This is a genomic window from Amycolatopsis lurida (assembly GCF_900105055.1).
Taxonomy (GTDB): domain Bacteria; phylum Actinomycetota; class Actinomycetes; order Mycobacteriales; family Pseudonocardiaceae; genus Amycolatopsis; species Amycolatopsis lurida.
The window spans coordinates 3,606,718-3,628,559 of the sequence record NZ_FNTA01000004.1 but is presented as its reverse complement, the minus strand read 5'-3'; the positions used below and the strand labels follow the sequence as shown (position 1 = coordinate 3,628,559).

Here is a 21,842-nt window from a genome sequence, read left to right as displayed (position 1 = left end):
GCCCGAGTGACGGAACTCGCGATCGGCCAGGTCACCGCCCGGACGGGCCTCAGCGTGCACGCGCTTCGCTTCTACGAAAAGGAAGGACTGCTCGCGGCGCCGGTGAAACGGGACTCGAACGGCCGCCGCGTGTACACCGAACAGGACGTCGACTGGCTGGTGAACTGCACGAAGTTCCGGGCGTCCGGGATGCCGCTCGCCACCATCCGCGAATTCGCCGGACTGGTCCGGCAAGGGCCGGGAAACGAGGAGAAGCGGCTGGAGCTGCTGCGGGAACACCAGAACACCGTCCGGGACCGGATCGCCGAACTGGCCGACTGCCTGGAGCTGATCAGCCGGAAGGTCGAGATCTACGAGGAGCACGTCGCGCGGGGGACGGCGGACGGGCTCTGGCGCTAGCCGTCACGTTCCGCGCGGCGCCTTCGTCCCATGGGTATGACAACGCGACTCACCAGGTTCGCAGACCAGAAGACGATCCTGCTGAAGACCTTCAAACGGGACGGGACGCCCATCGGGACGCCGGTCAACATCGCCGTCGAAGGGGATCACGCGTACATCCGTACGTATGACGCGGCGTGGAAGGCCAAGCGCTTGCGGAACGACCCGCGCATCGAGATCGCCCCGTCGACGTTTCGCGGCACTCCGACGGGGGAGCCGGTGCGCGGGCGGGTCCGTCTGCTCGACGGTGAAGAAGCCCGGCACGCGGCAGGGCTCCTGGCCAGGAAGCATCGGCTCCTGCACGGTTTCCTCGTCCCGCTCGTGCACCGGCTGAAGAAGTACAAGACGCTCCACTACGAAGTCCGGCTCGATTAGCGTCTACAATGGACAGACGTTGCCACCCGATCGGTGCAACGTTTCGCCTGGCGATGGGCAGGAGCGGCCCCTAAGCTTTGCCGCTTGTGACCTGCGAGGTGAGACGATGAGGTCCTTCGGCGCGGTGGATCCGGTCAAGCTGGCGCTCGCCGGGCTCACCACGATGGCCCTCGGGATGGCGGCGGCGCTCAACGCGGACGCGCTTCCCGTGATCGGCGGCGGCACGACCTATTCCGCCGAATTCTCCGATGCGGGTGGACTGCGCGCGGACAACGACGTCCGGATCGCCGGGGTCAAGGTCGGCAAGGTGTCCGAGATCGACCTCGAAGGTGATCGCGTGCTCGTCTCCTTCCGGGTGAAGGACGCCTGGGTCGGCGATGCCACGAGCGCGTCCATACGGATCAAGAACGTCCTCGGGCAGAAGTACTTGGCGCTCGATCCGCGCGGCGAAGCGATCCTCGATCCCGGCGACCCCATTCCGCTGCGGCGGACCACCGCGCCGTACGACGTCCTTGAAGCGTTTCGTGATTTGTCGAAAACCGTCGACGCCATCGATGTCGGCCAGCTCGCGAAAAGCTTCGACACGATTTCGGCGACCTTCGCCGATACGCCCGCCGACGTTCGCTCCGCGCTGGACGGGATCTCGAAGCTCTCCGGCACCATCGCCTCCCGCGACCGGCAACTCCGGACCCTGCTCGCGAACACCCGGCAGGTGTCGCAGACGCTCGTCGACCGCGACACCGAGGTCCAGCGGCTGATCCAGGACGGCGACGCGCTGCTGCGCGCGATCTCCGCCCGGCAGCAGGCGATCAAGAATCTGCTCGACGGATCGAAACGGCTCGCGACCGCGCTTGACGGCATCATCGCCGACAACGACGGGCAGCTCGGGCCGGTGCTCGAACAACTCGACCGGCTGACGTCGATGCTCCAGCGCAACCAGGATTCGCTGGCCAAGGGGATCGCCGCGTTCGCGCCGGCGATCCGGGTGCTCACCAACGTCGCGGGCAACGGGCGCTGGATCGACGGCTACCTGTGCGGGCTGGTGCTGCCCACCTTCGGGCCGCTCAACGAAAAGGGCTGCTTCGACTCGTGAGTGGTAAGGACGGTCCTAACCGTCCTTACCACTCACGAGACTTGGCCGCGATGTCGCGTGATCCGGTGGACGACACGCGTGATCCGGCGGACGACACGCGTGATCCGGTGGACGACACGCGTGACTGGATGGACGACACGACCGCAATCGGGGCTCCGCCGCGTGTCGTCCGTCCAATCACGCGTGTCGTCCATCTAGTCACGCGAACTCGCCGCCCGCGCCGCACCGGCGATAGGTATCCAAGCCCGTCTTTCACACCTTCGTCCGCCGCAACCAGTACAACCCGATCACGGGCAGTACCAGCGGGATGAAGAGGTAACCCTGGCCGTAGACCGACCACACGGTGGCGTGCGGGAAGGCCTCGCGGTCGAAGAGGCTGAAGGTGCCGATGGTCAGCACGCCGAGCAGTTCGACGGCGCAGGCGATCAGCGCGATCCGCCACCAGCCCGCGCCGCGGCGGGCCAGCGCGACGGTGGCCAGGAGGTACACGACGGCCGCGAACGCGGAGAGGGCGTAGGCCAGCGGGGCTTCGTGGAACTTGGTGCTGATCTGCACGGCCGCGCGTGAGGTCGCCGCCAGCGCGAAGATCGCGTACACGGCGACCAGGATCCGTCCCGGGCCGGAGGCCTTGTCCACCGTCTTCTCCTCGGTTTCTTCACGCACTGGCGCCCGCCCACACCTCGTGCAGCCGCAGCACCATCACCGGGATCGCGAGACAGGCGATGCCGAGGATCACGGTGCTCGACCGGGTGCGCTCGGCCAGCGCCCAGACCGTCCCGAGCGGGAGCACGACGAGACAGCCGATCAGGTAGGCGAGATAGGTGGCCATGCTGCCGGGGTTGCCGCCGCCGATCAGCAGCACGACCCCGATCACGAGCTGGGCCACCAGCAGGAGTTCGACCACGGCGAGGCCGGCGAGCAGTGCGTTGTCCGGCAGTTTCCTACGCGCGGCCTGCACGAAACTCCACGCCGCGACCAGCGTCGCGCAGATCGCGACGGTCACCGCGAAGCCTGTGATCACGTCGGCCTCCTTACCTGCTCCACCGGCGACAACGTACCTCCGGGCGGATCACCGCCGACGGGCGACCGGTGGGGTGCGTGGCGGGCGCCACGCACCGGCGCACTGGTCCAGACCTCGGGTGAATAGATCACGAAGCGCGTTCGGTTGGCGCTCTGTCAATTCGGTCGCGCGTTTTTGTGTTGACCACCTGGACCAGGGATTACCTCGCCGGTTCGCTCCTGTTACACACCGACCGGGTGGTTGAAATAAAAGTTGATCTCACGCTGGGTACCCCTACTATTCGGTAGATTTCGAATTCACGTCCCTGAACAGCCCATCCGAACCCCCGATATGGCGGATTGGCCGCTCGGTGTCCGGCGGGTGGAATATTCTCCATCGCGATGGTGCACATGGCCCATCCGATTGGTGCCAAGGAGGGGGCGCTCGATGGACGTCCGGTACGAAGCGTATTGCTTCGCCGATCCCCTGTTCTTCGATGAGCAGCGGGAAAACGGGGACGCCGCCGACGATTTCGCCGCCCTCCTGCCCGCTCCCGAGGTCGGCTGGCGCACGGGAGTGCGTGGAGTGTGGCGGCTGTTGCACCCTGTTGCTCGAAACCTTCCATTACAGGGCTGGAAAATCCACGTTTCGGCAGGTTTGGGCAACGCCGAGCGGGTGCTCGTGAAGGTGCACGAGCATTGTGTCGAGCACGGTGTGTCCTACAAGCATCTCCGCTCGCGGAGCACCCTGCTCGCGAGGAATTCGAAATACGCTCCGCGTGACGGAAGCGGTAAGTTACTGACTCTTTATCCGGCTGACAACAACGAGCTCGAGCGGGTTCTCGCCGAGTTGTCGGCGAAACTCGACGGCGAACCGGGGGCATACATTCTCAGTGATCTCCGGTATGGTGCCGGGCCGCTCTACGTCCGCTACGGCGGATTCGCCGAGCAATGGGTCGAACTCGACGGCAAGCGGGTCCTCGCGGTGCGCAAGCCGGACGGGACGCTGGTCCCGGACAAACGCGAGCCGACCTTCTCCGTACCCGACTGGGTGACGATTCCGGAGTTCCTCGCGCCTCATCTCGCCGCTCGCAAGAGCGGCGGCGCGGATCAGTTCCCCTACCAGGTGAAGAGCTCGCTGCACTTCTCCAACGGCGGCGGCGTGTACCTCGCCGACCGGAAGACCGATGGCGAACAGGTGGTCCTCAAGGAGGCCAGGCCGTTCGCCGGCCTGGACCGCGACGAGATCGACGCCGTCGAACGCCTCCGCCGCGAGCACGAGGTGCTGGAGCGGTTGAAGGGTATCGACGGGATCCCGGCCACCTACGATCGCTTCACCGTTTGGGAGCACCACTTCCTGGCGATGGAGTACATGCCCGGTGTCTCGCTGGGCAACTGGCTCGCCCGCAACTACCCGCTGACCAGGCGCGACACCACCGAGGCCGACATCGCCGCGTACACCGAACGCGCGCTGGCGCTGGTCCGCCGGGTGGAGGCGATGGTCGGTGAGGTGCACGGCCGCGGCATCGTCTTCGGCGACCTGCACTCCCTGAACATCCTCGTCGACGAAGACGAAGACACCGTGTCGCTGATCGACTTCGAGATGGCGTCCGACATCGAGAGCGGCAAGCGGCCCGCCCTCGGCGCGCCCGGCTTCCGCGCCCCGCGGGACCGGAACGGGTTCGAGGTCGACGAGTACGCGCTCGCCGTCCTGAAGCTGTGGATCTTCCTTCCGCTCACCACGCTCCTCGAACTCGCCCCGGCGAAACTGCGCGGGCTCGCGGACTTCGTCCAGCAGCGCTTCGACGTGCCGGAGGGCTACGCCGACTCGATCGTCGCCGAGCTCGCCCCCCGGAACACCCCGCCGCTGACGAGCGCGACCGAGCTCGACCAGGACAAGCCGGACTGGGCGCTGGTGCGCAAGCAGATCACCGAGGCGATCCTCGCCAGCGCGACCCCCGAGCGCACCGACCGGCTCTTCCCCGGCGACATCGAACAGTTCCGCGTCGGCGGAGCCTGCTTCGGCTACGGCGCGGCCGGCGTACTGCACGCCCTGCACGGGGCAGGCCATCGGCATCCCGCCCACGAGCACTGGCTGCTGGACTCGATCCGCCGCGAACCGCCAGGACGTCCGGGGTTCTACGACGGTTCGTACGGGATCGCGTACGTCCTCGAAGAACTCGGATACCGCGACGAGGCCACCAAACTGCTGTCGGCGTCGGCGACGCTGGTCGAGCAGACCACCGACCACGGTCTCGAAGGCGGCCTGTCCGGTATCGGCCTCACCCAGCTGCACTTCGCGGTGTCCCGCAAGGACAACGAGTTCGGCAGGCAGGCGCTGGCCACCGCCGTCCGGCTCGCCGAAGCGCTCGAGACCGCCGCACCACCCGGCGACTTCGGCAGGGCCGGCCTGCTCAACGGCTGGTCCGGTCCGGCGCTGCTGTTCGTGCGGCTGTTCGAGCGCACCCGCGAAGAGGGCTGGCTGTCCTTCGCCGACCAGGCGCTGGAGCGGGACATCGAGGAGTGCGTCGAGTCCGACGACGGCTCGCTGCAGGTCCGCGACGGTGAGACCCGGACGTTGCCCTACGTGGGTGTCGGCAGCGGCGGGATCCTCATGGTCGCCGAGGAACTGGCGAAACACCGTCCCGACGCGAAGGCGTTGAAGAGCCTTCCCGGCCTGCGTGAAGCGTGCCGCGGCGAGTTCGTCATCCATCCGGGTCTGCTGTTCGGCCGAGGTGGGCTGATGACCGCGCTGGCCATGGGCGCCGAACCGGACCAGCGGGTCCGCGACGCCATCGACCTGCATCTTTCCCGGCTCGCCTGGTACGCGGTGCCGTACAAGGGCGGCCTGGCGTTCCCCGGCAACCAGCTGCTGCGGCTGTCGATGGACGTCGTCACCGGCGGCGCGGGCGTCCTGCTCGCACTGGCCGCCACCCTGGACGGGAAGGCCGCGCTGCCTTTCCTGTCCTCCCGAACTGCCGTCCAGTGAGGACGGCGGACCAAGAGATAACTAGTGAAAGGGAACACCATGGAACTGGTTCTCGACCTGCAGGCTCTGGAAACCCCCGAGGTCCTCGAAGGCGGCGGCGGTGGCAGCCACGGCGGCGCGAGCAACCTCAGCCTGCTGGCCTCCTGCGCCAACAGCACCGTCAGCCTGCTGACCTGCCACTGAGTCACGGCTGATCACTGAGGCGCGGGAGCGGCACAGGCCAAGTGCGCCGCTCCCGCGCCTTCATTTTGCCGTCTGGTTCGTCTCGTTGGGAACACGGGGCAAAGAGTGGGACGCGGAGCCACCAAGACTGAGGAGTGGGATGGCGGGTTCAGCCGATCGCCTGCTGGTCACCGTGACCCTGCTCGATCGCCCCCGCCTGATCGCGCTGATCCTCAGCGCGCTCGCCGGGACGGCGTCGGGACTGCTGCTGCCCGGCGCGCTCGCCGCCGCGGTGGACGCCGTGGTGGCCGGGCGGCCCAGCCTTCCCGAGGTCTCCTGGCTGATCGTCCTCGGTGTCACCGAGATCGCCGTCGGCCTGATCGGCGGCATCCTCACCGCGCGGATGACCGCGGCCGCGACCGCTTGGCTGCGCCGGAAACTCGCCGACCGCCATCTCGCGCTCGGCACCCGATCGACCTTCGCCGACGGCGACGCGATCAGCAGGCTCACCGGTGACTGCACCGGCGCGGGAATGGTCGCCTCGGTCGTCGTCCAGCTCGGATCGACCACGCTGATCTCCGGCGGGGCCGTCGTCCTGCTCGCGCTGATGGACTGGCGGCTCGCGCTCGTCTTCCTCGGCAGCATCCCGTTCGGCCTGATGCTCGCGCGCACCCATCTGAAGCACACCGCGGACGACGTCCTGACCTATCAAGAGGTGTCCGGCGAACTCGCGGCGAGGATGGTCGACGCGGTCACCGGGCTCCGCACGATCGCCGCGTCGGGCACCGCCGACCGCGAGGCCGAACGGGTCCTGCGGCCGCTTCCGAAGCTGAGCCTCGCCGGCCGCGGGATGTGGCGGACGCAGGCCAGGATGGTGTGGCGCTCCGGTCTGCTGCTGCCCGCGGTGGAACTCGCGGTGCTCGCCGCCGCCGGTTTCGGCGTGCTGGAAGGCAGGCTGACCGTCGGCCAGGTCCTCGCGGCGCTCGGCTACGTCGCGCTCGGCATGGGCCTGATCACCCAGATTCCCTTGCTCACCACACTTTCCCGCGCGCGGTCGTGTGCGCGGCGGATCAACGAGGTGCTGGACTCGCCGGTCCCCGAGCCGGGCGACCTCGGTGTCGTCCCGGGCCGGGGCGCGCTCGAACTGCGCGGTGTCACGGTCGAAGGCGCGTTGCGGGACGTCGACCTGCTCGTGCCGGGCGGCCGGTTCACCGCGATCGTCGGGCGATCCGGTTCGGGGAAGTCCGCGCTGGTCAGCGTCCTCGGCGGCCTGCTGACCCCGGACCAGGGAGCGGCGCTGCTCGACGGTCGTCCGCTGGACCGGCTGCGACCGAACGAACTCCGCGCGGTCGTCGGGTTCGCCTTCGAGCGCCCCGCGCTGCTCGGGGCGACCATCGGTGACGCCGTCGGCTACGGCTCGTGGGCGGGCGACGCCGCCGTACGCGCCGCGTGCCGGTCCGCGCAGGTCGACGACCTGATCGTCCGGCTGCCGGACGGCTACCGGACGCCGCTTTCGGAGACGCCGCTTTCCGGTGGCGAGGCGCAGCGGATCGGGCTGGCCCGCGCGATCGCGCACGCGCCACGGGTGCTCATCCTCGACGACGCCACCGCCAGCCTCGACACGGTCACCGAAGCCGCGGTCGAAGAGGCGATCGAACGCACGCTGCCCGGCCGGACCCGGGTGGTGGTGACCCATCGCGCGGCCACCGCGTCGCGGGCGGACACGGTGGTGTGGCTGGAAGACGGCCGCGTCCGGGCGGTCGGCACCCACGACGGGCTGTGGCGGGATCCGGCTTATCAGGCGGTTTTCACCGAGGGTGCGCAATGAGCGTCTGGGGGCTCTACCGCTCGGCGCTGGCCGGGCAGTGGCGTGGCGGGCTGGTCCTGCTGGCCTGCTCCGTACTGGAAAGCGCGCCCGCGTTCTTGTCCGGTCGCCTGGTCGAACTCGCGGTTGACGAGGGGTTTGCCGCGGGTCGGCCAGGCACCGGACTGCGTTGGCTCGCGGTCTTCGGGCTGGTCGCCGTCATCGGCGCGCTGGGCTCACGGCTGGTGTGGCATCAGCTCGGGAAGGTCGTCGAGCCGTTGCGCGACGCGCTGGTGACGGCCGTCGTGCGCGGGGTCCTGCACGATCCGGCACCTCCGCGCAACCAGCCTGATGCCAGCGGCGTCGCCCGGATCACCCAGCACGTCGAAGTGGTCCGCGACGCCACGGCCGGGCTTCTGGTGCAGGCGCGCGGGATGATCGTGACGACGGTGGCGGCGCTGGCCGGGCTGTTCACCGTCGCCGGTTCGCTCGCGCTGATCGTCGCGATCCCGGTGGTGGTCGCGGTCGCGGTGTTCGCCTGTCTGCTCCCGTCGCTCGCTCGCCGTCAGCGCGCGCTTGCGCTGGCCGACGAGCGGACCGCGGAGGTCGCGGGCGCGTCGCTGTCCGGTATGCGCGACGTCGTCGCCTGCGGCGCGGAACCGCTGGCCGCGTTGGAGCTCTACGACGCCATAGACACGCAGGCCGCGGCGGCCGTGAGGGTGGCGCGGTCCGGGGCGGCCAGGACGGTGGTGATCGCGACCGGCGGTTTCGTGCCGCTGCTCCTGGCGTTGCTGGTCGCGCCGGGCATGGTCCGGGATGGCGTGCTCACGGCCGGGGCCGCGCTCGGCGCGCTCGTCTACCTCGCGACGACGATGCAGCCGGCGTTGCGCGGGCTGGCCGCGACCGCGAGCACCGTGGTGCTGCGGCTGATCGTCGCGCTGCGGCGGCTCGCGGAGACCGCGCAGGCCGAGCCCGAACCCGACGGCACGGCCGAACCCGATGGGACCGCGATTTACGTCCGCGACCTGACCTTCAGCTGGGGCGCGGCCGCGCAGCCGGTGGTGCGAGGACTCGACCTGCATTTGCGGCCCGGCGAGCGGCTCGCGGTCGTGGGGCCCAGCGGGATCGGCAAGTCGACCCTGGCCGGGCTGCTGACCGGAATGCTCGAACCGCAAGGTGGCCGGGTGCTGCTCGGCGGGGTGCCGGTCCGGGAGGTCCCGGCGGCGCTGCGGCACCGGATGATCGCGCTGATCCCCCAGGAGGCCTACGTCTTCGCGGGATCCGTGCGGGACAACGTCGGGCTGTTCGCGCAGACCGCGATGGACGGCGAACTCCTGGCGGCGGTGACGGCCGTCGGCGCGGAACCGCTGGTCACGCGGCTGGGCGGACTCGACGGCGAGATCGGGCACGGCACGTTGTCCGCCGGTGAGGCGCAGCTGATCGCGCTCGCCCGCGTCTACGCGAGCGAAGCGGGCGTCGTCATCCTCGACGAGGCGACGTCGCACCTCGACCCACCCGCCGAAGCCCGCGCGGAACGGGCGTTCGCCGAGCGGGGCGGGGTGCTGGTGGTGATCGCGCACCGGCTGACGTCGGCGTTGCGCGCGGACCGGGTCCTGGTGATGGACGGCAAGGAGACCGCGTTGGGCACCCACCTCGAACTCATGGACCGGTCCACGCGCTACGCCCAGCTCATGCACGCGTGGTCGCCGCGGCTACCCCAGCCCAGCGCGCAGTTCTTCGAGCGCACTCCTGAGTAGACCCTCGACGGGGACCGGCCGCCGGGATTCACGATCCACGAAGACGTGCACGAAGTGACCTTCCGCGATCACCGTCTCCTTCGAGCACATCCCGACCTCGTAGCGGACGCTGGACCGGCCGAGATGGCCCACCCGCAGGCCGACCTCGAGTTCTCCCGGGAACGACACCGAAGCGTGGTACTTGCACTGCGATTCCACGCACAGCCCGATGACCTCACCGGTTTCGATGTCGAGACCGCCGCGTTCGATCAGCCACGTGTTGATCACGGTGTCCATCACCGAGTAGTGGACGACGTTGTTGACGTGCCCGTAGACGTCGTTGTCCTTCCACCGCAACGGAACCGTCTGCCAGTGCGGGTACTCGGCGTTCACCACAGCGTCACCGACTCGCGCAGGATGACGGCGAGGTCCGCTTCGGACGCCTCGCGCGGCGCCGTCGCCAGCAGCCGTTGCTGTTTCACCGTGCCGGAAACCAGCGAGTCCACATCGGACTCGGTGTAGCCGACGGCGCCGATCCCGTTGGGGATCCCGATCTCCCGCATGATCTGCCCCAGCACCGCGGGCAGATGGTCACGCAGATCGCCCGGCCATTCGTAGTCCGGCGCGAGCAGCCGGGCCACCCGGATATGCCGGTCCGGCGCGGCATCGAAGGTGAACCGGAACGCCGCGGGCGCGGTCAGCGAGACCGCCATCCCGTGCGGCACCATGGCTTCGTCGCCCGGATACCCGGACGGATGGAAGTCCCGGACCTGCCCGGCGATCGGATACGCGTTGGCGTGCGGGATGTGCACGCCGGCGTTGCCGAACCCGAGCCCGGCGAACGTCGCGGCGAGCGCCATCGCCTCGCGCGCCTTCAGGTCGGAGCCGTCCCGCACGGCCGCGGGCAGCGCCCACGACAGCAGCCGCAGCGACTGCTCGGCGAACATGTCGGCCAGCGGATTCGAGCCACAGTAAGGGACCCGGTCCTCCGGCCGCTTCCGGTCGAACTCGGTGTACGGCTTGGCCGTGTAGCTCTCCGCGGCGTGGCAGAGGATGTCCATCCCACTCGCGGCGGTGACCTCCGGCGGCTGTGACACCGTCAGCCGCGGGTCGACCACGGCGAGGCTCGGCCGCATCCGGAGATGGCTGATGCCGCTCTTCACGCGCAGTGACAACACGTCCAGCACGCAGACCGTGGTGCTCTCCGAACCCGTCCCGGTGGTGGTCGGCACCGCGACCAGCGGTTTCAGCGGCGAGCTCGGGGCGCGGCCGCCGCCGACCGGGGCGTTGACGTAGTCCATCAGGTCGCCGTCGTTGCTGGTCAACAGATTCACCGCCTTGGCGGTGTCGATGGCCGACCCGCCGCCCACGGCGACGAAGGCGTCCCACTCGCCCTGCCCGCGGGCGAAGTCGACGGCCTTCCGCATGCTGACGTCGGTCGGTTCGACGTGCACACCGTCGAAGACGACCGCTTCGACGCCATAGGTCTCGATACCTTCGGCGATCCGTTGTGGCCAGCCCGTCGCGGCGACGCCCGCGTCGGTCAGGACGAGCACCCGGCGCGCGCCGTACTGGGTGAGGTCGTAGCCGATCTCGTCGCTCGACCCGGTGCCGTATTTCAAGGCCGGCGCCCCGTAAGTGAAAACAGTTTCACGTCCGGCGGTGGCTGAGGTCACGTTTTCGTGCTCCCTTGCTCGAACACGTTCCGAATATCGGACATTCCGCCGCTCCGGGGTTGCCGGAATCGGAAGATCGCTTGACGGCACCGATCACCGCCCGCCTAAGCTCTTCTCATTAGATACCAACCGGGAGCGTCCGTCGCCCAGACGGCCGTGAGGATCCTGACCGAGGCGCAGATCCACCGCGTGTACGCGGTGGTGGGTGAATCCTTCCTGGATCTGCTCGACGCGTTGCAACGCGAGCGTTCGATCACCTTCGTCTCGGCGAGGCACGACTCCGGCGCGGCCTTCATGGCCGAGGCCGAAGGCAAGCTGACCGAGCACCCCGCGGTGCTGCTGGCCGGCCGCGGCCCGAGCGCGGCGAACCTCGCGATCGGCGTCTCCACGGCGTACCAGGACGAGAGCCCGATGGTCGTCCTCCTGGAGAACCCGCCGCAGGATCCCGGCCCGACGAGCGAACTGCCGACCGCCGATCTGACCGCCATGTTCGAGCCGATCGCCAAGTGGACCGGCCGCGCGGAATCGCCCGACGAGGTCCCCGGCCTGCTGGTCGAGGCGCTGACCCGCTGCCGGGAAGGACGGCCGGGGCCCACCGTCGTCGCCGTCCCCGCCGACTTCTGGGGGGTCCCGTTCGATTCGGCCAAACCGGTCGCCGCCGTGCGCCCGCCCGCCACCGGCGCGCTGGGCCGGACCGCCGAGGCCGTCGCGCAGCTGGTCGACGAGGCCCGCTACCCGGTGGTGATCGTCGGCGGCCGGGCCCGCGCCGCGCGCGACGAGCTGATCGCCGTCGCCGACGAGCTCGCTCTGCCGGTGTACAACGCGTTCCGCCGTCAGGACGCCTTCCCCGAGAACCACGCGCGCTACGCCGGCCACCTCGGCATCGGCATCCCCGCGCGGCAGCTGGACGCGCTGGAGCGCGCGGACCTCGTGCTCGCGCTGGGCACACAGCTCGACGAGGTCACCACCCAGTCCTTCCGCTATCCGACGCCGTCGCAGACCCTGGTGCTGGTCGGCACGGGGATCGAGCCGGCCCGCCGCGGCGGGCTGACCTTCCGGGTCGACTCCGAGGTCGAGCCCTTCCTGCGCGAACTGCGCACTGTCGCCTCGCCGCGGCAACGGCGCGCGTCGGCCGCGAACGCCGCCGTGCACACCTTCATGACACCGCCCGACACCAGCGGCGCCACCCGTATCCATCCCGCCGACGTCATCCGGGCGGTGCGCAAACTCGCGCCCGAGGACGCGATCGTGACCAGTGACGCGGGCAACTTCGCCCAGTTCATGCACCGCTACTGGTGTTTCACCGCGCCGCGCAGCCAGCTCGGGCCGAGCAACGCGGCCATGGGCTACGCGGTCCCCGCGGCGGTCGCGGCGAAACTCGCCGAACCACGCCGGACGGTGATCGCGATGGCGGGCGACGGCGGCGCGCTCATGACCGGGCAGGAGATCGAGACCGCCGTCCGCTACCGCGTTCCGGTGACCGTCCTGGTGTTCCAGAACGGAGTGCACGGCCCGCTCGCCGTGCATCAGGCCCGCAAACAAGGACGGCTTTCGGGCGTCACCGTCCCTGTCACCGACTTCGCGTCGTGGGCACGCGGGCTCGGCGCCGCCGGGTACACCGTGGACGACCGTGAAGAGCTGGAGCCGATCATCGCGAGCGCGCTGGTGCGGCAACGGCCGTGCGTCATCGACATCAGGACGGATCCGGACGTGGTGACCCCGGACATCCGGCTGACGAGCCTGCTGGGCGCCGCGAGGCCACCGCAAGGAGGCCAGTAGGGCCGCCGCGCCGGCTACCGGACGGTACTTTTTCTCAGGGGATACACAGAAACCCTTGTGGTGCCGCCTTCACCTGCTCCAAAGGGTGGGAAACCGGTGACGACTCGGCCGACTTTCGGTCGCGGAGACCGGATTTTGTCGGTCGTCCGTGGCACAATCGCCGCAACACCGAGGGTCCGATATGGACCGGGACGATCACCGGTGAAGTTGTTGGCACGCAGTACTTAGAGCCTTGTGTTGACACTGGGAGAAAACATGGCTGACGAAACGAAGCCACAGGACAAGTCCGTTTCCGGTGTGGTGCCGGTGCAGTTCAGCGCGGACGCCGAGACCCACGACATCGCCGTCGTGGCCACGAACCGGGAGGCGTTGCGCCGTTCGCCGTTCGGCGCCGAGGTACCCCTGCGCGCCGCCAGCGGCGAATAGCCCGGACGGCGGAGCCTCCGGCGGGAGAGGTACAGTGCGACCGGGCACACCCGGGTGACGATGCTTGTCGGCCTGCGTGAGGTGTGCTTTACTGATTCAGGTCTCGTTTTTTGTGTTCGTGTTGGTTCACGCTCGCAGAACTCAGCGGGCGTAGTGTCTCCTCGTGTTTCCGGGGAAGCAAACCGTCTGGTCATGACCCGGGCTGCCGACGTGGCTTCCTGTTTGTTTGTGTTGCATATGGAGATTTTATGACTCAGGGCACTGTGAAGTGGTTCAACTCCGAGAAGGGGTTCGGCTTCATCACTCCCGACAACGGCGGCGGCGACGTCTTCGTGCACTACAGCGAGATCAAGGGCAACGGCTTCCGTACCCTCGAGGAGAACGCCCGCGTGGAGTTCGAGATCGGGCAGGGCGCGAAGGGTCCGCAGGCCACCTCGGTCACCGTGATCTGACCCAAGCTTTCCAAGCAGGGCCGTCATCCCCTCGGGGAGGCGGCCCTGCTGCTTTTTGCGGGGTGTCGTCCGCCCAATCACGCGTGTCGTCCGTCGGATCACGCGTGTCGTCCGCCCGATCACGCGAAATCGCCACCCGCGCACCGGCAGCACCTCCTAAGCGAGCGTGGTGGCCTTCACGTATCGCACCCACCGGCACGCTGTCCTCGAACCTGACGAAAGTCGAGGCTCCCGCCTGACCTTCGCCCGCTGCCCCGTGCCGTCCCCATCGGCGACGCTTCCGCCATGAACGGGAAAACCGGCCGATGGATCGGCGGAGTGGTACTGATTCTCGCCCCGCTCGTGTGGTGCGCGGGTCTGTTGCTGCGGCATCTGGTGCTCAAGGACTTCACGCCGGAGCAAGTCGCGTGGTTCGACCAGCAGCCCTTCGCCGCGCCCGGGCAGCTGGCCGCGTACGCCGCGAACCCGGGCTTCGTGACGGCCGCGTACTCGCTCTTCCTGCTGGGAGCGGTCCTCCTGCTGCCGGCTTTCCTGATGCTGGCGAAGATCGTCGCGGCGAAGTCGCCGGCGCTGGCCGCGTGGGGATTCCTGCTGCTCGCGTTCGGCTTGTTCGCAAGGGTCTACTTCGCCGGTGTCGAGCTGACGGCTTTCGAGCTCGTCGACAAGCTCGGTCTGGACCACGCGACGAAGCTGGTGATGGACGACTACGTCGACCTGTCCTACGGGTTGTGGCGGATCCCGGTCACCGCGTCGGTCGGCCAATACGCCGGCGGGCTGCTGCTGGCCATCGGCGCGTTCCGGGCAGGCACCTTCGGCATCGTGCGGGCACTGCTGTTCCTCTGGCCGTGCACGCTCTGGATGGGAGTGCTCAAGGAAAGCGAGCTCCTGAGCGTCTTCACCGCGGTGGCCCTCGGCCTGGCGCTCGTCCCGCTCGGCATCCGCGTCCTGACGAGGCCCGCCGACCGTCAGGCGGGGGAGACGAGCCCCGCCTCGTAGGCGAGCACGATCGCCTGTGCCCGGTCCCGTAACCCGAGTTTCGCCAGTATCCGGCCGACATACGTCTTGATGGTCTGTGCCGAGAGCACCAGATCCGCGGCGATCTCCGGATTGGACCGTCCTTTCGCGATCAACCGCAGCACTTCCCGTTCGCGTTCGGTGAGCACGTCGAACCTTGCCGGGGACGGCCGCGGAACCGGTGCGCTCGCCACGAAGTTCGCGATGAGCCGCTTCGTGACCGCGGGGGAGAGCAGCGCGTCACCGGCGGCGACCACTTCGATGGCGTTGATCAGTTCGGCGGACGGCGCGTCCTTCAACAGGAACCCGCTCGCGCCCGCCCGCAGCGCCTCGTAGACGTAGTCGTCCAGATGGAACGTCGTCAGGACGAGCACTTTCGGCTTCTCGCCGTCACCTTCGAGCAGTCGCCTGGTCGCTTCCAGACCGTCCATCACCGGCATCCGGATGTCCATCAGGACGACGTCCGGTGGCGTGGCCGTCGCGGACAGGGCAGCGAGCGCCGCGATCCCGTCACCTGCTTGGCCCACCACGTTCAGACCCGGCTGCGCGTTCAGCAGGCCGGCGAAACTCTCCCGCACCAAGGCCTGGTCGTCGACGATGAAAACGGTCGTCACGCGTCGTCCACCCCCGGGAGAGCCAGCTTGACGGCCACGCGGAAACCGCCGTCGGCCCGCGGTCCCGCCTCGTGGGAACCGCCGATCATGCTAACGCGTTCGGCGATCCCGGCGAGGCCCGTGCCGTCGCCGGCGGAAGGCGCGGCAGGCCGCGTGGGCGGCCCGTTCTCGACGAGGATCTCGAGCCCGTCGGGTCCTCGCCGCACCTCGACGTCCACTTCCGCCCCTGGGCTGTGCCGTGCCGCGTTGCTCAGCGCCTCCTGGAGGATCCGGTACGCGGCCAGTTCGATCAGGGCGGGAACGTCATCCCCGCCGGAGATCTCCGCACGGATCCCGATCCCGGAGGCCCGGCAGCCGTCGATCAGCGACGGTACCTCCGCGAGCCCCGGCTGTGGTTCGTGCTCCGGCTCGGCCTCGGTGTCCCGCAGTACGCCGACCAGCCGCCGGGCCTCGTCGAGCGCTTCCCGCGCCGCGACCCCGATGGCACGGAACTCCTCCTCCGCGGCCTCGGACACGTCCGGGACGCGGTAGCGCGCGCTGTCGGTCCGCAACGCGATCAGGGAAAGATGGTGGCCGATGATGTCGTGCAGTTCCCTGGCGATCAACGCGCGTTCCTGCAACGAAGCCCGCTTCGCTCGCTCCTCGACCGTCGTGCGCTCGGCCGCGTCGGCCTGCTCCAGCGCCCTCCGGCGTTGCTGCATCCCGTATCCGGCCGCGATGGTCGCGGCCACCACGATCAACGACCACATCAAGGTCTTCGTGCCCGCGCGCGGTAGCTGCGCGACGCCGACCCCGACGGCCAGCGTCACGGCGATGATCGAGATCCCCCTGCCCTGGCCGGGTTTCGTGCGGGCGAGCGTCATCGCGAGCACCGGGAGATACGGCAGGACGTGGACCTGCAACGGCCAGTCCGAGAGGGTCGGGCCGAACAGCGTGTGGGCGGCGGGGAAGAGGACCGCGATGATCGCGCTGACCATCCCCGCCGCCGCCACCCGGACGGCGGTCAGCGGGCGCTTGACGACCAGCAGCGGCGGCGTGATCTGCAGGATCAGCAGGAAGAAGACCAGCGGCGCGCTGTCGCCGCCGAGGTAGCGCGCCCAAGTGCCGTAAGTCAGGCCCACCAGCACCGTGAGCGCGGATCCGGCAAGGAGTGTCTTGACCCAGACCGGGCCGCGCCACCAGGCCGACGGCGGTTCCAGATCGGCGTCGCGTCCGGTGAGGAGCGCCCACCCCAGGGAGCCGCCGTACGAATCCATGGCTCGACGCTAACGAGGCCGCGGACCGGGCACATCCCCTCGTGGGGGACACCGGGAGTCCCCCACGAGGGGACGCGGACTGCTCGCCCGGGCGGGATGTGCCGGACCGTGACGCGCGGTCAGGCTCGGTTCATGAACGACATCAAAGGGTTGATCAGGCTGTCCGCGCTGGCGTGGCTGGCCGTGGGACTGGTCATCGCGGTCTACGTCGAGATCGTCAACGCCGGCGCGGTCGATCCGCTCGCCACCACCTTCAGCGAGTACGTCCACGTCGGCCAGGGCGCGCGGCTCGTCGGGGTCGCCATGCTGGCCGTCGGCTTCGGCGCGCTGACCATCGCGGGCGGCGTCCGCCTGTCGGGGGCGGTGTGGGCGGCCAGGCTGGTCGCCTTGTTCGGCGTCGGACTGTGCGTGCTCGCGGTGTTTCCGCAAGAGCCGATGGACCAGCCGCTGACCTGGCACGGCGCGATCCACCGGTATGCGGCGCTCGCTGCTTTCACCGCGTTGCCGCTGGCAGGGCTGCTCCTCGGCGAGGTCCGGCGGCTGTCCTACGCCGCGTTGGCCGCGCTGGGGGTCTTCGTCGCGACGTTCCTGGTCGACGCCCGTGGCGTGAGCGGAGGGGCCGAACGGATCCTGCTGATCTTCGAACTCGCGCTGCTGGTCGCCTTCGTCCGCCGAGGTGGCTTTGTGATGCAACCTCGTGCAACTCTTTCTTTCGTGGCCCGGACGTCGTTTCCTTGTAGGGACTTGGCGCGGCAGCGGAGGACATGTGGGCGAAGCGGTTGCGGGGATCGTGGCGAACCCCGCTTCGGAGCGTGACATCCAGGGTCTGCGTTCGGCACTGAGAGTGGCCGGCGTCGGCCGGGTGATGGTGTGGACCGACGCGGGGAAGATCATCGGCACCGTCCGCCGGATGGTGGACGCGGGTGCCAGCGTGCTCATCTGCCTCGGCAACGAGACCATGATGCGGGCGGCGGCGGCCGCCTGCGGTGACGTGCCGCTGCTGATGTTGCCGTCCGGAGGCGCCGACGAGTCCACTGTCGCCGGGCTCGCCGCCGGGCTGGTGGCCACCCACCAGGTGGACACGGACCTGGTCACGAACCGCGCGACCGTGCTCGAGGTCGTCACGAAGGCCCGCCGCGAGATCGCGCTGACCGACGTCAGCGTGTGTTCGGAGAGCCGGTGGGACCCCGCGTCGCTGACCGAGCTGTACTGCACGTTCGCCGTCCCGGACGGGGTCGGGCTGTCGAGCATCCCCGGGCGGCTGTGTCCCAGTCCGAAGTCCACTGTGGACGGCGTCGCGGTCTCGCTCGGGCCGGTCGACGAGACGCCGTACGTCGTGCAGGCGCCGATCGCGCCCGGTGACGTCCGGGCGGTGGGCGTCCGCGGCTGGAGCGTGCTGCACGCGGGGGTCCGCGTCGACCTCGCCGCGGCCGGCGGTTCCATCGCGCTCGACGGCCAACCGCATTTCGTGCTCAAGCCGGGAGAGAGCGCTTTCGTGGAGCTGAAGCCCGACGGCCCGTGGTGCGTCGACGTCCGCGCCGTGATGGCCGAGGCCACCAGGACCGGTCTGCTGCTGGGCCGGAAGCCTGCCGAGGTCGTTCCCACGCCCCGCCTCGCGGACGCGCCCTTCCCCGGGTAGGCCGCGCCCAGGTCACAGAGACCTTCCGCTCCCCGGGAGACCCGGGCACACTGGCCTGAACAGAGCAGAGGAGTGGGCCAGGTGCAGCTGGAGGCGGCGCTGCCGGTCGGCGCGGACCCGCGGCGGCACGCGCGTGCCCTCGCCGAGGTACGCGAGGCGGCGCTCGCCGGGATCACGCTCCCGAGTCCTCCGCGAGCGGTCATCGCCGCGTCCTGGCGGCGTATGCGGCATCTCGGCCTGGACCCGGATCGCGGCTCGCCGTCGTCGGCGCTCGCCCCGGACCGGCTGGAAGCCCGCCGCCGCCAGAGCGGCCTCGCGGCCGTCCTCCCCGTCCTGCGCGGCGGCCTGATCAGCCTCGCCGAGCAGGCCGCGCACATCATGGCCGTCGTCGACGCGGACGGCCGTGTCCTCTGGCGTGACGGCAGCACCGCGGTCCGCCGCCGCGCCGACGGGCTCGGGTTCGTCGAAGGGGTCGACTGGCACGAGCGCGCCGCGGGCACCAACGCCATCGGGACGGCGCTGGTCGCCAGGCATCCGGTCCAGGTCTACTCGGCCGAGCACTACGTCAGCAACCAGCACGACTGGACCTGCGCCGCCGCGCCGCTGCACGATCCGAGGGACGGCAGGCTGCTCGGTGCCGTCGACCTCTCCGGACCCGCCGCCACCGTGCACCCGACGACCCTCGCCCTGGTCGATACGGTCGCGAAGCTCGCCGAAGCACATCTGCGCACCACCCACCTCTCGGAACTCGAACGGCTGCGCGGCCTGGCCACGCCACTGCTCGCCAAGGTGAAGGGCCGGGCGGTCATCGCCGACCCGCACGGCTGGATCGCGGCCTCGGCCGGGCTCGTCCCGGTCGGCCGGATCGCGTTGCCGAACGACGCCGCCCCCGGCCGCACCTGGCTGCCGGCCTACGGCGAATGCCTGCTGGAGCCGCTGCCGGGCGGGTGGCTCGTCCGGCTCACCGAGGAGGAGGACGCGCCGCCGACACGGGTCGTACTCGATCTGCGGTCGTCGCGGGAAAGCATGCTGCGCGTCTCGGGTGCGGCGGGAACCTGGTCGCATCGGCTGAGCCCGCGGCACGCGGAGATGCTGTACGTCCTCGCGCGGCATCGCGAAGGCAGGTCGGCGTCGGAACTGTCGCGCGACCTCTTCGGCGACGCCGGCCGCACCGTCACCGTCCGCGCGGAGATGTCCAGGATGCGGCGGCATTTCGGCGGGTTCCTGCTGGCGAGGCCGTACCGGTTCGACGACGACGTCGAGGTCGTCGTCGAACGGCCGTCCGAGGGCGAGGTGCTCCCGCATTCGGTCGCGCCCGCCGTCCGGGGTTGAATCTCCACCCTGGTTCAACCCGGCGACGGTCCCAGTCCACCCCGCCCCGTGCCTAACGTCCGTGGCATGGGAAAGATGAACGTGAAAGGCCTGGTGGCGCTGGTCGTGGTGGGTGTCGTCGTCCTGCTCGGATTCCTGGCCTACCGGCTGGTCCTGGTGGAGATGATCACGCGGTTGAGCGAGCACTGAGGGGGCCCATGGGGAAGCGGGACAAGCCGCTGTTGCCGGACACGATCGCGCCCAGCTGGCTGGTCGTCCAGCTGCTCGGCACGGCCGCGGTCGTGGTGGTGCTGCTGACCGCGAGCGAGGCGAGTGCGTGGATCTGGACGGCGTATGGCGTCTGCGCGGCCTGCTGGCTGGGTTTCGTGGCGGCCTCCCCGCGTTTCCCCCGGGTGGCGACCGTCCTGCTCGCGGTGGCGAGTGTCGCGCCGTCGGTCGCGCTCGGCTGGGCGGAGGACTCCTCCGCCATCGTGCTGGCCGTGGTCACGGTCAGCCGGTTCGCCACCCTGACCGAGCCGTCGGTGGCCGCCATCATGGGGGTGGTGGGGCTCGACGCGAGCCTCGCGGCGGTCACCGGCCTGGTCGCGGGCGCGTCCGAACCGCTGGTGTTCGGCAACGCCGGCGTGCTGCTGGTGCTGATGCTGCTGGGCCTGAACCGGCGGCAGTACGAGGTGCAGGCGACGCAGGCGGCCGCGCTGCTGGAGCAGACCAGATTGGCGCAGAAGGAACACGCGCGGGCCGCCGCGCTCGACGAGCGCACGCGGATCGCGAGGGAGATCCACGACGTCCTCGCGCATTCGCTGGGGGCACTGGGAGTCCACCTGGAGGTCGCCGAGGCCCTGCTGGCCGAGAAGTCCGATGTGGACGGTGCGCTCGGCAGGGTCCGGTCGTCGCGGCGGCTGGCGGCGGACGGCCTTGCCGAGGCGCGTGACGCGGTCGCCGCCTTGCGCAGCGATGTCCCGTCGCTGGCCGAAGCCTTGCGACAGCTGGCGAACGCGCACCACGGCGGAGCGGCTTTCGAAGTCGAGGGGGAGCAGCGTCCCCTGCCGTCCGCCGAGGTGGTCTCGCTGGTGGGTGTCGCGCGGGAAGCGTTGACCAACGCGGCGAAGCACGCCGCCGGGCGGCCGGTGTCGCTCCGGCTCCTCTTCACCCGGACGGAGGTTCGCTTGCGGGTGTGGAACGAACTCGCCGAAACCGCACGATCGGAGGAGGCCGCCGGATTCGGTCTCACCGGGATGAGGGAGCGGCTCGCGCTCGCCGGTGGCACGCTGACCGCGGGCCCGGACGACGGGCACTGGACGGTGGAGGCGGTGGTGCGGGCGTGATCCGGGTGGTCGTGGTCGATGACCAGCAGGTCATGCGCGAAGGGCTCGTCGCGTTGCTCGGGCTGATCGACGGGATCGAGGTCGCCGGCTCCGCGGGCGACGGACGGCAGGCGCTCGACCTGCTCCGCCACACCGCGGCCGACGTCGTGCTGATGGACCTGCGCATGCCCGTCCTGGACGGGGTGGCCGCGACCAGACTGCTCAAACGCGATCACCCGGAGGTCGCGGTCGTCGTCCTCACGACTTACGCGGACGACGCTTCGATCGCCGACGCGGTACGGGCCGGAGCCCGCGGCTACCTGACGAAGGACGCCGGGCGTGCCGAGATCGGGGCGGCCGTCCGCTCCGCCGCGAACGGGCAGGCGATTTTCGCCGCCGAGGTCTCCGACAGGCTCGTCGCCGCGCTCGAATCGAGAACGACCACCAGGGCCAAGGCCGAGCTCCCGGACGGGCTCACCGCGCGTGAAGCGGAAGTGCTCGGCCTCATCGCGCGCGGGCTGTCCAATCCGGAAATCGCCGCCGAACTGTTCATCGGCGAAGCCACCGTGAAAAGCCACATCAACCACGCCTTCGCCAAGATCGGTGTGCGCAATCGTGCGGAAGCCGTGCGGTACGGCCTGGAAAAAGGCCTCTGACGCCTCCGGGAGATCACGTGCCGATGACACACGCCGGTGTCACTGGCTGCGCTGATCCCGACTCGGATACCTTCTGTGCGGGTAGAGCCAATGGGGAG

The 21,842-nt window shown here is 69.8% G+C and carries 23 protein-coding genes; 17 read left to right on the top strand and 6 right to left on the bottom strand.

What is annotated here, in order from left to right; translation table 11 throughout:
* The first annotated feature begins 6 nt into the window (after window positions 1–6).
* The 3 genes from BLW75_RS22190 to BLW75_RS22180 all read left to right on the top strand — a co-directional run bounded on the left by BLW75_RS22190 (window position 7) and on the right by BLW75_RS22180 (window position 1,906).
* Window positions 7–399 carry a MerR family transcriptional regulator gene (locus tag BLW75_RS22190; protein ID WP_034323520.1) on the top strand — a complete coding sequence of 131 codons (393 nt, stop codon included), beginning with the start codon at window positions 7–9 and terminating at the stop codon, window positions 397–399.
* A 36-nt stretch (window positions 400–435) separates the two neighbouring features.
* The gene (locus BLW75_RS22185) at window positions 436–813 is read left to right on the top strand and encodes a PPOX class F420-dependent oxidoreductase (protein ID WP_091598074.1); all 378 of its coding nucleotides are present in this window, start codon (window positions 436–438) and stop codon (window positions 811–813) included.
* A 106-nt stretch (window positions 814–919) separates the two neighbouring features.
* Window positions 920–1,906, top strand: coding sequence for an MCE family protein (locus tag BLW75_RS22180; protein ID WP_034323514.1), 987 nt, complete (start codon window positions 920–922; stop codon window positions 1,904–1,906).
* A gap of 252 nt (window positions 1,907–2,158) precedes the next feature.
* Here the strand turns inward: BLW75_RS22180 and BLW75_RS22175 are convergent, their stop codons facing one another.
* Together BLW75_RS22175 and BLW75_RS22170 are read right to left on the bottom strand one after the other, a co-directional pair.
* Window positions 2,159–2,569: a hypothetical protein gene (locus BLW75_RS22175; RefSeq protein WP_198935714.1), complete on the bottom strand. Its 411-nt coding sequence runs from the start codon at window positions 2,567–2,569 to the stop codon at window positions 2,159–2,161.
* Window positions 2,562–2,927, bottom strand: a complete 366-nt coding sequence (locus BLW75_RS22170; RefSeq protein ID WP_034310381.1) for a hypothetical protein — start codon at window positions 2,925–2,927, stop codon at window positions 2,562–2,564. The genes BLW75_RS22175 and BLW75_RS22170 overlap by 8 nt, the downstream gene beginning before the upstream one ends.
* Before the next feature lie 426 nt (window positions 2,928–3,353).
* Here BLW75_RS22170 and lanKC point away from each other — a divergent pair, with 426 nt between their 5' ends.
* The 4 genes from lanKC to BLW75_RS22150 all read left to right on the top strand — a co-directional run bounded on the left by lanKC (window position 3,354) and on the right by BLW75_RS22150 (window position 9,617).
* Entirely contained in the window at window positions 3,354–5,894 is a 2,541-nt protein-coding gene (gene lanKC / locus BLW75_RS22165) for a class III lanthionine synthetase LanKC (RefSeq protein WP_091598071.1), read from the top strand.
* A gap of 39 nt (window positions 5,895–5,933) precedes the next feature.
* Entirely contained in the window at window positions 5,934–6,077 is a 144-nt protein-coding gene (locus BLW75_RS22160) for a SapB/AmfS family lanthipeptide (RefSeq protein WP_091598068.1), read from the top strand.
* Between the two features lie 139 nt (window positions 6,078–6,216).
* Window positions 6,217–7,884 (top strand): ABC transporter ATP-binding protein, encoded by a 1,668-nt coding sequence (locus BLW75_RS22155; RefSeq protein ID WP_034310383.1) that lies wholly within the window; start codon window positions 6,217–6,219, stop codon window positions 7,882–7,884.
* Window positions 7,881–9,617, top strand: a complete 1,737-nt coding sequence (locus BLW75_RS22150; protein WP_034310385.1) for an ABC transporter ATP-binding protein — start codon at window positions 7,881–7,883, stop codon at window positions 9,615–9,617. Before BLW75_RS22155 ends, BLW75_RS22150 begins: the two co-directional genes overlap by 4 nt.
* On the opposite strand, the gene BLW75_RS22145 is transcribed toward BLW75_RS22150, so the two are convergent.
* Window positions 9,573–9,992, bottom strand: a complete 420-nt coding sequence (locus tag BLW75_RS22145) for an acyl-CoA thioesterase (protein ID WP_034310386.1) — start codon at window positions 9,990–9,992, stop codon at window positions 9,573–9,575. The two genes, BLW75_RS22150 and BLW75_RS22145, sit on opposite strands and share 45 nt — an antisense overlap.
* Entirely contained in the window at window positions 9,986–11,218 is a 1,233-nt protein-coding gene (locus tag BLW75_RS22140; RefSeq protein WP_034310762.1) for a hydroxyacid-oxoacid transhydrogenase, read from the bottom strand. Before BLW75_RS22140 ends, BLW75_RS22145 begins: the two co-directional genes overlap by 7 nt.
* 171 nt (window positions 11,219–11,389) lie before the next feature.
* Between BLW75_RS22140 and BLW75_RS22135 the strand changes: the two genes are divergently transcribed.
* The 4 genes from BLW75_RS22135 (at window position 11,390) to BLW75_RS22125 (ending at window position 14,925) form a co-directional block, all read left to right on the top strand.
* The gene (locus tag BLW75_RS22135) at window positions 11,390–13,051 is read left to right on the top strand and encodes a thiamine pyrophosphate-binding protein (protein ID WP_277814952.1); all 1,662 of its coding nucleotides are present in this window, start codon (window positions 11,390–11,392) and stop codon (window positions 13,049–13,051) included.
* A gap of 255 nt (window positions 13,052–13,306) precedes the next feature.
* Window positions 13,307–13,477 carry a hypothetical protein gene (locus tag BLW75_RS42890; protein ID WP_167373513.1) on the top strand — a complete coding sequence of 57 codons (171 nt, stop codon included), beginning with the start codon at window positions 13,307–13,309 and terminating at the stop codon, window positions 13,475–13,477.
* Window positions 13,478–13,725: 248 nt separating this feature from the next.
* A complete protein-coding gene (locus BLW75_RS22130) occupies window positions 13,726–13,929 on the top strand; it encodes a cold-shock protein (protein ID WP_005163378.1) in 204 nt (67 codons plus the stop codon).
* A gap of 285 nt (window positions 13,930–14,214) precedes the next feature.
* Window positions 14,215–14,925: a hypothetical protein gene (locus BLW75_RS22125; RefSeq protein ID WP_091598065.1), complete on the top strand. Its 711-nt coding sequence runs from the start codon at window positions 14,215–14,217 to the stop codon at window positions 14,923–14,925.
* On the opposite strand, the gene BLW75_RS22120 is transcribed toward BLW75_RS22125, so the two are convergent.
* On the bottom strand, window positions 14,895–15,557 hold the full coding sequence (locus BLW75_RS22120; RefSeq protein ID WP_034310393.1) for a response regulator: 663 nt from the start codon (window positions 15,555–15,557) through the stop codon (window positions 14,895–14,897). The two genes, BLW75_RS22125 and BLW75_RS22120, sit on opposite strands and share 31 nt — an antisense overlap.
* Window positions 15,554–16,813, bottom strand: coding sequence for a sensor histidine kinase (locus BLW75_RS22115; RefSeq protein ID WP_091598062.1), 1,260 nt, complete (start codon window positions 16,811–16,813; stop codon window positions 15,554–15,556). The genes BLW75_RS22120 and BLW75_RS22115 overlap by 4 nt, the downstream gene beginning before the upstream one ends.
* Window positions 16,814–16,945: 132 nt before the next feature.
* Here BLW75_RS22115 and BLW75_RS22110 point away from each other — a divergent pair, with 132 nt between their 5' ends.
* The 6 genes from BLW75_RS22110 to BLW75_RS22090 all read left to right on the top strand — a co-directional run bounded on the left by BLW75_RS22110 (window position 16,946) and on the right by BLW75_RS22090 (window position 21,744).
* Entirely contained in the window at window positions 16,946–17,629 is a 684-nt protein-coding gene (locus BLW75_RS22110; protein WP_158005374.1) for a DUF998 domain-containing protein, read from the top strand.
* Complete coding sequence (locus BLW75_RS22105) at window positions 17,580–18,452, top strand: ATP-NAD kinase (protein ID WP_091598056.1); 873 nt, start codon at window positions 17,580–17,582, stop codon at window positions 18,450–18,452. The genes BLW75_RS22110 and BLW75_RS22105 overlap by 50 nt, the downstream gene beginning before the upstream one ends.
* Before the next feature lie 72 nt (window positions 18,453–18,524).
* The gene (locus tag BLW75_RS22100; RefSeq protein WP_034310395.1) at window positions 18,525–19,784 is read left to right on the top strand and encodes a GAF domain-containing protein; all 1,260 of its coding nucleotides are present in this window, start codon (window positions 18,525–18,527) and stop codon (window positions 19,782–19,784) included.
* A gap of 66 nt (window positions 19,785–19,850) precedes the next feature.
* On the top strand, window positions 19,851–19,973 hold the full coding sequence (locus BLW75_RS43970) for a hypothetical protein (RefSeq protein WP_277814951.1): 123 nt from the start codon (window positions 19,851–19,853) through the stop codon (window positions 19,971–19,973).
* Between the two features lie 8 nt (window positions 19,974–19,981).
* The gene (locus tag BLW75_RS22095) at window positions 19,982–21,109 is read left to right on the top strand and encodes a sensor histidine kinase (protein ID WP_034310399.1); all 1,128 of its coding nucleotides are present in this window, start codon (window positions 19,982–19,984) and stop codon (window positions 21,107–21,109) included.
* Window positions 21,106–21,744: a response regulator gene (locus BLW75_RS22090; RefSeq protein WP_034310400.1), complete on the top strand. Its 639-nt coding sequence runs from the start codon at window positions 21,106–21,108 to the stop codon at window positions 21,742–21,744. The genes BLW75_RS22095 and BLW75_RS22090 overlap by 4 nt, the downstream gene beginning before the upstream one ends.
* Window positions 21,745–21,842: the final 98 nt, after the last annotated feature.